Below are 11780 nucleotides of genomic sequence, written 5' to 3' on the forward strand. Positions count from 1 at the left end.
TTTGTTATCTCCAGTGTCTTCCGGAAATTCATGGTATTTTAATATACTAATTTGATGCGGGGCCGAAGGAACACACTCATTAATTACCCAATCTCCCCGATCGCAGTTCTGAATCGGTTGTAATACAGACTTTTTATAAGGGATCGCAGTTGTGCATTGGTATAAACTTAAATCAAAACCTTTGCAATCAGGTTATATCGACCTATCGTCCGATTTGAGCAAAGAAGCAATTATTACTGAGAGTATATGCTACTATATTCAATTGAATTTATACTTATTCGATATTTTTGCGAATATCTCGCTTGCTGGATTTACAGTAGTTCTCTTTTGCATGAAGTACAAAGCTACGGATTTTAAGGTAGGAGGTAGAAACTCTTTATATTTGATGCGTCAGTCCGGCATTTTGTACCTCAGTTACTTACAAACTCTTGGATTTATACTCTTTTTTGCTAATTCCTCAAAAAATGAGCAAATCGGAAATAATAACTAACAATCAGGTGTGAACTTTACTAAAATCAGTTCGTCGATAATTTACGGAAAGCAAAAAGAGTGAATTTGAAGGAGTCAGACTCTGAAAGGCTTTGAATTCAAAGGTGTTGAAAAACTTATTGGCCCAATAGCCGCGCTTCTCGGGTTTGTGTATTTGTTGCAATGGTATATTGGAGACCTGCGATCGCCTTCCGATCCCATCTTTGAAAGTAAACAGCCGCCTTTGGTGATGAAAGAGGGCGACCCTTATATTCGCGCTTTAATGCGAACTATCTCGGCAAGTGAAGCTAGTGGAAATCGTCCCTATTCGTTGTTGTATGGGGGACAGCAAGTTAACGACCTCAGCCGACATCCTGAGATATGCGTCGCAATTCTCACAGGTCCCAACATAGGTAATTGTTCTACCGCTGCTGGCAGATACCAAATTATCAACATTACTTGGTATCGTTTAGCTCCTCGTTATCACCCAAAGCCGATGCGGATGATGTTTTGGACTGCTTATAGTTTTGAAGCAGAATATCAAGATGTAGTAGTTTACCGTTGGTTAAATGATTCTAAAGTTTGGGGAATTAATATTTCGCAACTGTTGCGTCAAGGAAAGTTAAATGATGTTTTGCGGCGACTCTCTCCCACCTGGACAAGTCTAGGATATGGCATAGAGACTAATTCTGTTAGTAACTCTTTGCCTAAAGTTTATCAGAAAATGTTGCAAGAGGAATTAACCGCAGCTAAACAACCAAAAGTCCCGATACCACCATCCCCAACTCCTTCTAGCAAGCCAGTAAAAAAGTAGTAAGATTATCTTAATTTTTAACTTGCTGTAGACAAAAATAATTTGATATTTTGCACAAATGCCAAGGGGTTTTCAAAGTGGATATTGTGTCCGGTATTGCTAATTATTTTGATCTGAGCAAATTTACATATTTTAGCCATTTCTGTATTAATAGATATAAATTTCTGATCGTATTCACCGACTAGTAAAAGCATGGGAATTATGTTGCTTTGTAGCTTTTTCCATAAGGAAGGTTGACATCCAGTACCCATAAAACGCAGAGATTTATCTAATTCCTGTGGATTGTTCTGCAACCGACTTTCTACCATGCGATCGTATTCTGGATGATTTTTTATATAACCAAAAATCGGCTGATTATACCAATTTGATAGAAAAGCGGCAAAATCACTTTTTTCAAAATTTATTGTTAATTTTCTACCTATTTGTATATCGATTTTAATCCGTTCTAATTGTTCTGTTACTGTTGTTAAACCTGGAGAAGCAGACTCAAGCACAACTTTATGAAAACGTTCTGGAAAATGCAGGGTTAGGTATAAAGCCAATCTTCCACCCATTGAATAACCAACTAAAAAGCATTTAGCAATTTTTAATTCATCCAGTAAGTTGATTAAAGCATGAGCAGTATTTGTCATTGTATAGTACTCGTCCTCACCTACAACTTGAGTTTTGCCGTGTCCTGGAAGATCAAGTGTCAAGTAAGAAAAATCGTTAACTAGTAATTTTGTAGCTTGATCAAATTCGTTAATGTTACCCATAAAGCCATGCAAAAAAAGAATTAGTGGTTTATCTAAAGTGCCAGTTAAAGAATAATAAAATTGATAATTTTTTAGAATCATAGTCTAGCTAAAAATTATCATTGCACAGCATATTATTTGATAAAATAAGCTTTTACCTCGTTACCTTATAGTGAAAAAAAGAAAGTCTATAAAAATAGTTTGTCTACCACCTGGCAATATAATGTTGTTGGGGTAAATGTCACAATGCACTATTAAATTTTGATGTATCACTGTTAGTGCATCAGCAATTTTGCAAATGCATTTTACATTATTTTCTAATCTTTAAGGCAAAAATCGATCTAAAGCAGCTTTTAACTGTTTAATTTCAATATCAATATTACCCTCTTGTGCGGCTCTACCAATACATTCAGTTAAATGTTCATCCAAAACAATTCGCGCTACTCGATCCAATGCGCCTCGCACTGCGGCAATTTGCAGTAGAACATCAGGACAAGGGGCACTTTGCTGCACCATTGACTTAATACCTCGAACATGTCCTTCTATACGCGATAATCGATTGACAATTCGCCGTAAAGATTCTTCGCTATGGACGTGAGGATGAGCTAACTCTCCAGTTCCATGAGTACGATTTCTATGCTCGTGGTCTAGATTGTGATGCTGGGAATGTTCTACTTGCTGGGATGTTGGCAAAGATTCCTTACCTAATCGGTTTGATCCATTCATGGGCTATCAAAAGACTTGTTTTATTACGATCCTAGTTTAGTACTCGACCAACCTAAAATTTATAGGTGAAAGTGGTTCTTATTCACTTAACTTTACTGCTGACGATTGGCTTTTTCTTGAGGAATAATCTCCGTTACTACCCTACCGCTAGAACTGCCACCTTTGACAACAATATTTTCTGTTTGCAGATTACCAACTGCTGTTTCACCGACAAAATTTAATGGTGGGTCAATTTGTCGGTAAACAACATTTCCCTGAGCTTCAACTAACTTATTATCTAAATACCAAGTTAGTGTATTGGATCTTAGAGACTGGCGACGCAGACCAACGGCGTTGACATTACCTGTTAAATAAACAGTTTTTTGTGGTATTTTCATTTCACCTTGGTTAGCTGTCGCTGTAACGTTTTCGGCACGCTGGAACATTCGTGTCGGCGAGTTTGTGGTGACAGTTTCTGCGTTCATGTTCCAGGTCATAGAGTTACTAGCTATTTGCAATGGTGGATCTAGTAATTCTAGTTGAGCATTCTTTTGGACAGTGGCAATTTTCGTTTTTAAGTTGACTTCGGCAGAATTTCCCTTACCGCGATCGCTAATTTTATTATCTTTGTAGCGGTCAATTTCTAGAGGGCGATCGCCAATCAGTTTTTCTTCTTTAATATTCCAGATTAAATGTTCAGTTCTCACTTGCATCTGGGGATCGATAGAATTTGCTACTACTCCTCCAGAAAATTCCATCCGCTGTTCGCGGGTTTTAACTCGCACTTCCTGTGCTACTGCTTGTAGTTTTTTATGAGTACCGTTAATCTTGTTACGAACAATTAACAAATCTTCTTTGGGACGCCATTCTAATTCATTACCTTGCAACACAATCCCATTACTGGGATCTGTGGCAAATATCTTACCTTTAAGAAACAATTGTTTTCCATCTTGTTCAATGTCTGCTACATCTGCCTTAACTTGGTAAACAATTTTGCCATCTTGATATAGTTCACCATAAGGATTTTCAGCCTGACCAATTTGTTTTTCTTTAGTGTATTTTGCAGTTTTAGCCCTGACTTTCCAAATTGGTCTTCCCACTTCATCTGCTTGTTCTAGGGTGACATCAAAGAAAGTTAAATTGCTATCTCGATCGGATGAATCTGCAGTATTTTTTTGGTCAGCTAGCGGGGATTTGCCCCCGCAGGCGACTAAACCAAATATTAATAAAAGTAAAATAAGAAAGGAGGGAGTGGAGGATAAATTTTGAGTTTTTCTTTTTCCCCATCTCCCTCTTTTCTGAAATTGATACGCCATTATTCTTGGATTTCTAGGTGTTCGTCACTAGTTCTAGGGTCTTCCAAAAAACCGATACCAGATAACGGTCGGTATGGATAGCTTTGGCGAGGGGTTTTTTGAATATCTTCTTTGATAGCTTCTAAATCAATGTAGCGATCGCTTACATTAATTAAGCTGTCGCTGGTCATCGAACGCAAGCTCACAACTTCTACCCGCACGCCACGATAGCTGACTGAATTTACCGCATAAGCCAAATCCCCATCACCGCTAACTAAAACTGCGGTATCATAAGAATCTACTAGTGCCATCATGTCTACTGCGATTTCTACATCCAGGTTAGCTTTTTTCGAGCCATCTGGTAGCTGGACTAAATCCTTAGCAATGACTCGATAGCCATTGCGACGCATCCACAGCAGAAACCCCTGTTGCTTCTCGTTTGTCCGATCTACGCCAGTGTAGAAAAAAGAACGCAGTAATCTAGAACCTCCTGTTAATCGACATAATAACTTCGTGTAATCTATTTCAATACCTAGTTGCAGTGCAGCATAAAATAAATTTGAGCCATCAATAAATATGGCGACCCTACCCCGATTCTCCAAAACTTGTTCTGGCGTAAATATTGAATCGTTTTCCAAATTATTCAACATCATTGTGATACCTCAATTTTTTATCCCTGTTATTTTTGATACAAATTACCAACTTTTAGATGCTAGTCACAGCGGCTTATGATAATGTTCTGCGGCTAATTTAAATTGAGCCACGATAAATTTTGTGAGAAAATAAAAAATTGAACAAAATCAGAGTTTGATAAGGACTAATCGTTTTTCGGAGGTTCTATTCGCTGAAAAACAGGTTGGTGTTTACCCAACTGTTTTTTGCTCGATAGTAGCCCCCATGTAGCATGGGTGGCAAAAGGAGCGGTAACTGAACTTTGTATTTGATCGTTAAAGTTTATTCCAAAGCCTAGCTGCTGATAAATATCGCTGCTGATGTTCGGAATAATTGGGGATAGCAGATAAGCTGCTAGTCTAACTGATTCTAGAACTGTGTAGAGAACCTTTTCCACCGACTCCTGTTGTCCCTGTTTATATAATGACCAAGGAGCTTGTTCATCAATAAACTTATTACTGGCTTGTGCCAGTGAAAGTATGGCCACGCAGGCTTGACTGAAGGCTAGCTCCTCATATGCCTGTTTTACCTGTTCCCCTAGACGTAAACCAATGGCTTTCAAAGGATTTTTGTCAGGAATCGCTTCATTACCTATTGATGGGAGATTATTCTCAGCACAGTACTTCTTCACCATGCTCAAGGTGCGATTGAGCAAATTACCTAAATCATTTGCCAAATCTGCATTCAGAACATTAATGAACCTAACTTCATTAAAATCTCCATCCTTGCCAAATTCGATTTCCTTAAGGAAGTAATAACGAACGGCATCACTACCATAGCGCTGAACTAACGCCACAGGATCAAGGGTGTTACCCAGACTTTTGCCCATTTTCTGCCCGTCTTTGGTCAAAAAGCCATGCCCAAATACTCTCTCTGGCAAGGGTAAGCCAGCCGACAATAGCATTGCTGGCCAGTAAACTGCATGGAAGCGTAGAATATCTTTACCAATTAGGTGCAGGTTGATCGGCCACCATGTTTCTAAAGCATTTGCTAAAGTCGGTTCTGCATCTGGTTCAACTAATGCTGTGACATAACCTAGCAGCGCATCAAACCAGACATAAAGGGTGTGCTTAGGATCGACTGGTACCGGAAAACCCCAATCTAAATTCACTCGTGAAATAGAAAAGTCTTGCAGTCCTTGATTAACAAAGCTGAGAACTTCGTTGCGCCGACTTTCTGGTTGAATAAAATCCGGTTTAGATTGATAAAATTCTGTCAGCTTGGTTTGATATTTGGATAAGCGGAAAAAATAGTTTTGTTCGTCTCGCCACTCCACTTCTTTGTTAGTATGAATTGGGCAACGGTGTCCTTCTAACAGATCCCGTTCTTCTTTGAATTCTTCGCAGGATACGCAGTACCAGCCTTGTTGTTGTCCCTGGTAAATATCACCAGATTCCCAAACTCGCTCAAAGAATTCTTTGACGATCGCTTGATGACGAGGCGCAGTAGTCCGACTAAAGCGATCGTATTGAATGTCTAATAATTCCCATAAACTCACGAAACTAGGGACAATTTCATCACAAAATTCTTGTGGTGCTTTCCCTAAACTTTCTGCCGATCGCTGAATTTTTTGCCCATGTTCATCTGTACCTGTAATTAGTAATACCCGATGCCCTAGTAACCTGTGAAATCGTGCTACTACATCGGCTGCGATCGTCGTATAAGCACTGCCTATATGAGGGACATCGTTTACATAATATAGGGGTGTAGTCAGCGCAAATGTATTTTCTGTTTTATTCACTAGATTCATGCAAAATAAAAATGAACTTATTAAAACGTTTTACATCTTAGTTTTTGGCGGAAAAACCACGCAATTATACAATATAATTCCTATTTTTTCCAATAATGCCTTCATCCTAGCAAATTTATCAGGTCAAGAATTGTTTGGTAATATGCATCAATTAAACTCATTTTTACCTAAAAAATGGAAATTAACTAATCATAATTTTTTTGAATAGTTTCTATTAGATATTCTTGTGCTCAAGAATACATAATTGAGAATGCAGAAAATCTAGTTGCTTTTGCAGATTAGATATTTCTATCTTAAGACGGTCATGGCAACAGTAAAGAAATGTAAAAATTAAATTCAGACGAATTGCCATATTTACCGGAAAATATATTGATTAGGTATGAGTGGAAATAGCCCCCTAGAGATTTCTCGCGCTTTGGTGGCGGCATTCTCAACACAAATGTTCCGCTATTACGAAGACCGCATTCCCCGAGATGCGAGCGTCTTAGTAGTCAGCAATCATCGCAGCTTTATGGATGCACTGATTTTAATGGCGGCGTTATCGAGTCCGATTCGCTTTGCTTGCCATCACTACATGGGACAAGTTCCAGTCATGCGGGAGATTGTCACCGGTCAATTGGGGTGTTTTCCCTTGAAAGAAACTCAAAACCGCCAGCAAAGCTTTTTTTCGCAGTCAGAGGTGCTATTGCAGTCTAAGCAAATGGTGGGAGTATTTCCAGAAGGGACTGCACCAATGGTGAAATTTACTCAGCCAAATCAGGTAGGTGAGTTTCAGCGGGGATTTGCCCATTTGGCATTACGAGCGAATGTGCAAGATTTAGCTATTTTGCCGATCGCGATCGCCTCCTTAGAAGAGGTAAACACGAATGGCTTCCCTTTAAGATTTTTGACTGTATTCGACCCTTCAGAACCTTTATTTAATCAAAGTGGTTGGCATCCCTTGGTAATTTATCGTCGAGTTGCGGTGTTAATCGGTCGTCCTTATTGGATTACGCCCCAACATCATAAAAAATATCATGGCAAACAAGCCAGAACTGTTGTGGCTGAACTGACGGAACACTGTCACGGCGAAATTAGTAATTTACTGCGTCAAGGTTGCTATTAAAATCAAAAGCACTGAAGCTTTTATAAGCAATGATCAGCAGTTCAAAAGTTTTATATCAATGACCAATGACTATCACAGAAGTTGAGCTAAACCCTTGTTTTCTAACTCCTAAACGAGTACAGCCAGAGTATCCACTATTGGTATATTTGCCAGGAATGGATGGAACTGGTCAACTATTGCGATCGCAAACTGCTGGATTAGAAGGTGGCTTTGATGTCCGTTGTTTGGCGCTTCCCCGCAAAGACCTTAACACTTGGGAGGTACTAACTAAAAGTGTATTGGACTTGATCGATGCTGAATTAAAAAAAAGCTCTCAAAGACCAGTTTACCTGTGTGGTGAGTCCTTTGGTGGTTGCTTGGCAATGAAAGTGGCAATCCAAGCACCCGATTTATTTAAGCGAATTATCCTAATTAACCCAGCTTCAGCCTTTCAGCTTCGCCCTTGGTTAAGTTGGGCATCCCAATTAACTTACTTAGTACCATCAGGATTGTATGATGTTGGCGCACTAGGCTTGTTGCCATTTTTAGCATCTTTGTCACGCATTTCTCAAAGCGATCGCCACGATTTGCTAAAAACAATGCGTTCTGTACCTGCAGAAACCGTTCTTTGGCGGTTGTCTTTACTGCGAGAGTTTCATATTGATCAGGAACAGTTAAGGCGTTTAACTCAACCAGTTTTGTTGATTGCTGGTGCTAGCGATCGCCTTTTGCCTTCTGTAAGTGAAGTCAACCGGATAGCGAATATCTTACCAAATAACAAGATTGTAGTGTTGCCCAATTGTGGACACGCTTGTTTGCTAGAGCAAGATACTAATCTCTATAAAATTCTTAAAGATAACGACTTTTTAGAAAGTAATGCTGATATGGGTACAGGGCAAGAGGTAAGAGGATAGGGTGAGGAGCGATCGCTGTTTTGCCAAAATGGGTAGGCTTGCTCTCAAAAGCGTGCTTGTTAGGGACTTCCAGAAATTAAATTATTCAATTTTGTAAGCGAAGACGATCATTAAATTCTTCTTCCCCTACTTTAAAAGTGCCCTCTGCTTCCTCTTCTATCATCTTATGAAAATGAGCAATCGCACAGCGTAACTTTTGGTATCATTGCTCATTTTACCCCATACCCTTTTCACTCTTACAACTGAAATTCACTACTACTAGCTATTAAAACTCGCTTTACAAGGTAATGGATTAGTTCAATTTCGCAGTTTAGTAAATTAGCTTCTTTAGTAAAAGGATATATCGATTTTGCATTGTCAAAATCATTCTCATTTTTAGTGTGTACTATTCTACATCTAACATCATAGATTCGTTTTGCTATGCTGTTTCTTAATATTTCATCATTATCATTTAAAGCCAATGGCTCTAAATCCAGCATTTTATCCTTTTCCTTTTTTGTTAAAAAAGATTTTAGTCTTTCATTTTTTTCCAAATATTCTTTAAGTAATGAGATTTGAATACATTCTTTGAGTGTTGCTTCTAATTGGGAAATTTCAGTTATAAAACCTCTAGCCAAACTGGATTTTACTATACTTAGCACTTTTATTACATTGTTATCGTTATGAATGTTAAATCCAGGCGTTTTCATTAAATTTTGAATTGTACGTGTAGCTTTTATTTGTGAATAAGTGGAGAAATAAAACTCTATTACCTGATAGTAGGCTAGGTACTGTAACAAAGGCATTTCATTAGCACTTCGGGCATACCAATAAAGGGACAGAGCTTCCTTATCATACTGGCATACTGGGTACTTAATATTTAAAGTAGTTTGAGCATCGTGTTGTAAAATATTTTCTTCTTGAGTTTGAATACGTTGAACAGTTAAAGGCAACCCTAAAACCAAATCAATCTGAAAAAATATAGAATTTGCGTATTTTTCAAGATAGCTAACAGTTTTATCTTGTTGTGTTATATTCAAACCACTAATCTTTAAAGAAATACTGTCATCCTGTATATTACCCAGTAAAGTTTTTGCTATATCAGAAATAGGGCTAATCAATATAGTAATATTTAAGCCCTCAGATGAGTTATATGTTAACTCTAATTTAGTATCATTATCATACGAAATGTTATTTATAGAATTTCTTGAATTATCTAAATTAAAAAGACGGTCATAATTTTTTTGAATTGAAGATTTGTCCAGTGAATTAATCAAAACTTCAATATATTTATCTTCATAGGAACATATTCCATTATAACCAGACAGAAATTTATAATTTTCAAATTTATGTTCTAAAAGTATTCCTGCTTTTCTTGCATTACTAATGCTAATTGGTACACTTCTTTTACTACGTCCTTCCTGTAAGAATATTTCTAAACCTTCACTATTGTCATTATCATATATAATCTTTTTATATTCAATATTTGCAATTTTGCATCTTTCTTCAATTTTTGTTTTCAATGATTCAAAAATTTGTTCAATATCGGGTATAGTATCTAACTGAACTCTTATTTTCTCCATACTTATTATTAATTCATGAAGTTGCTCCCTTAACTTTGCATCTGAGTAAACATCTGAAAAAGTAAGCTCAGTCAAATAATACTCTATGTCATTTTTGGCGTCGAAAAGAACATCAAAAATCATAATTTAAATATTTTTAATAGATAAGTATGTTCAGTAATTTTACAATAATTATAATCATTTTTTTATTGATGAGATTGTTCAAAAGTCCAAAGCAGAGATCGCGTTTTGCTTTTGCTTCTCGGTGACACCCAGATATCGCTCCAAAGCTGCCAAAGTCTGATGTCCCGATATCTCCTGAATGTAGCGCAACGGTATCCCGGCATCGCTCATCGAAGTTGTACTTGTAGGGAGATGTCAAGCCCCTCAAACTTCGATACAACCAAAAAAGAGAGGCTTTACAAGATGGTGTCAAAATGGCAGACAAACCCCAAAAAGTAGAAGTGAATAAATTAGTTAATTCACCCAGAGAAACTTCAGAAGTAAAAATTCAGACTCAATCATCAATAGAAAATGAACCGTCTATAGTAGAGTCTTTGATTAAAACTGTTGCTGAGACTGGCCAAGCAGTTTTAGACACAGCAATCGGGGTGGGAGAAGCGACAGCGAAAGAAACACACAAGTTCATTGAACAAACAACTCAAACCAGCGGTCAGGTTGTGAATCACCTCAGCGAAAATTGGCTGATTAGAAAACTATCTGGAGTATTAAATCTCAATTGGCTGATTAGCGATACTAACCTTGTTGATTTGCAACAAGCAGAAGCGGCAGTAAACAAACTCAAGAAACAGTATCCAAATGAATCAACCAGTCAGCTTGCTCACCGAATCATGGTGGAAAAAGCAACTAAAGCAGCCACAGTTGGACTAGCTACTAGTTTTTTGCCAGGAATAGCAGTGGCATTGTTGGCAATTGATTTAACAGCCACAACAAAATTGCAGTCAGAAATGCTTTATCAAATTGCATCTGTCTACGGGCTAGATTTAAAAGATCCTGCTCGGAAAGGTGAAGTTTTAGCAATTTTTGGGTTGGCTTTGGGTGGAGGGCGTTTGTTGAAAGCTGCGGGGTTAGGCTTGCTGCGAAATGTGCCCTTGGCGGGTGCAGTGATTGGAGCTAGTTCAAATGCGACGATGATCTATTCATTGGGGTATGCTGCTTGTCGATTTTACGAAACAAAGCTGGATGAATCTACTTCCTTGGCATCGCCACAAACATTGGCAACATTAAAAGCCGAAAGTGAAAAGTATCTAGAAAGTGCGATCGCTCAACAAGCCCTCATGGATCAAATCTTAGTTCACATGATCCTAGCTAGTCATCCAGAAAAGACTTGGCAAGAAATTTTACCAGAATTAAAAGCTCTAAACCTTAATCTGACTTCGTTGGATGCCGTTGCCCAAAATATCAAATCGCCTAAGCCTTTAGATGTATTGCTCAATCAACTGAATCGTGATTTTGCCATACCTTTGTTGGCTCAATGTTACAAAATTGCCCAGCTTGATAATCAGATTACAGCACCTGAGCAAAAAATAATAGAAGCGATCGCCAGCAAATTTAATATTGACACAAATAAAATTGGGGCATAGGGCATGGGGCAGGAGATAAAAGAGTAGAGTTCATAGCTTCATTAACGAATATTAAAGACTCGTAAACCGAGTTCTAAGGTGGATTAACGAGGATCAAAGACTCATTAACGGAGTTCTGAGGTGGATTAACGAGGATCAAAGACTCGTTAACGGAGTTCTGAGGTGGATTAACGAGGATCAAAGACTCGTTAACGGAGTT

The 11780-nt window shown here is 38.1% G+C and carries 11 protein-coding genes; 4 read left to right on the forward strand and 7 right to left on the reverse strand.

All coding sequences use genetic code 11. The annotated features are described in order from the left end of the window. Nucleotides 1–607: 607 nt before the first annotated feature. Nucleotides 608–1282: a glycoside hydrolase family 24 protein gene (locus tag V7K89_RS04740; RefSeq protein WP_335184837.1), complete on the forward strand. Its 675-nt coding sequence runs from the start codon at nucleotides 608–610 to the stop codon at nucleotides 1280–1282. 17 nt (nucleotides 1283–1299) lie between these two features. On the opposite strand, the gene menH is transcribed toward V7K89_RS04740, so the two are convergent. The 5 genes from menH to metG form a co-directional block, all read right to left on the reverse strand. Next, nucleotides 1300–2118: a 2-succinyl-6-hydroxy-2,4-cyclohexadiene-1-carboxylate synthase gene (gene menH, locus V7K89_RS04745; RefSeq protein WP_335184817.1), complete on the reverse strand. Its 819-nt coding sequence runs from the start codon at nucleotides 2116–2118 to the stop codon at nucleotides 1300–1302. A gap of 222 nt (nucleotides 2119–2340) precedes the next feature. Next, nucleotides 2341–2742 (reverse strand): metal-sensitive transcriptional regulator, encoded by a 402-nt coding sequence (locus V7K89_RS04750; RefSeq protein WP_335184819.1) that lies wholly within the window; start codon nucleotides 2740–2742, stop codon nucleotides 2341–2343. A 92-nt stretch (nucleotides 2743–2834) separates the two neighbouring features. Next, nucleotides 2835–4037 (reverse strand): LPS export ABC transporter periplasmic protein LptC, encoded by a 1203-nt coding sequence (gene lptC, locus V7K89_RS04755; RefSeq protein ID WP_335184821.1) that lies wholly within the window; start codon nucleotides 4035–4037, stop codon nucleotides 2835–2837. Then, nucleotides 4037–4666 carry a LabA-like NYN domain-containing protein gene (locus V7K89_RS04760; RefSeq protein WP_334958635.1) on the reverse strand — a complete coding sequence of 210 codons (630 nt, stop codon included), beginning with the start codon at nucleotides 4664–4666 and terminating at the stop codon, nucleotides 4037–4039. The genes lptC and V7K89_RS04760 overlap by 1 nt, the downstream gene beginning before the upstream one ends. A gap of 167 nt (nucleotides 4667–4833) precedes the next feature. Next, a complete protein-coding gene (metG, locus tag V7K89_RS04765; protein ID WP_335184823.1) occupies nucleotides 4834–6438 on the reverse strand; it encodes a methionine--tRNA ligase in 1605 nt (534 codons plus the stop codon). A gap of 379 nt (nucleotides 6439–6817) precedes the next feature. On the opposite strand from metG, the gene V7K89_RS04770 reads away from it, so the two are divergent. Both V7K89_RS04770 and V7K89_RS04775 read left to right on the forward strand, forming a co-directional pair. Then, nucleotides 6818–7543 carry a lysophospholipid acyltransferase family protein gene (locus V7K89_RS04770; RefSeq protein ID WP_335184825.1) on the forward strand — a complete coding sequence of 242 codons (726 nt, stop codon included), beginning with the start codon at nucleotides 6818–6820 and terminating at the stop codon, nucleotides 7541–7543. Between the two features lie 65 nt (nucleotides 7544–7608). Continuing rightward, entirely contained in the window at nucleotides 7609–8436 is an 828-nt protein-coding gene (locus tag V7K89_RS04775; protein ID WP_335184828.1) for an alpha/beta fold hydrolase, read from the forward strand. 236 nt (nucleotides 8437–8672) lie between these two features. Here the strand turns inward: V7K89_RS04775 and V7K89_RS04780 are convergent, their stop codons facing one another. Further along, nucleotides 8673–10121 carry a hypothetical protein gene (locus V7K89_RS04780; protein WP_335184829.1) on the reverse strand — a complete coding sequence of 483 codons (1449 nt, stop codon included), beginning with the start codon at nucleotides 10119–10121 and terminating at the stop codon, nucleotides 8673–8675. A gap of 78 nt (nucleotides 10122–10199) precedes the next feature. Next, nucleotides 10200–10331 carry an integrase gene (locus tag V7K89_RS04785; RefSeq protein WP_335184831.1) on the reverse strand — a complete coding sequence of 44 codons (132 nt, stop codon included), beginning with the start codon at nucleotides 10329–10331 and terminating at the stop codon, nucleotides 10200–10202. Between the two features lie 83 nt (nucleotides 10332–10414). Between V7K89_RS04785 and V7K89_RS04790 the strand changes: the two genes are divergently transcribed. Next, complete coding sequence (locus V7K89_RS04790; RefSeq protein ID WP_335184833.1) at nucleotides 10415–11581, forward strand: EcsC family protein; 1167 nt, start codon at nucleotides 10415–10417, stop codon at nucleotides 11579–11581. Nucleotides 11582–11780: the final 199 nt, after the last annotated feature.

Origin of the sequence: Nostoc sp. (genome assembly GCF_036917515.1) — a bacterium.
Classification (GTDB): Bacteria; Cyanobacteriota; Cyanobacteriia; order Cyanobacteriales; family Nostocaceae; genus Nostoc.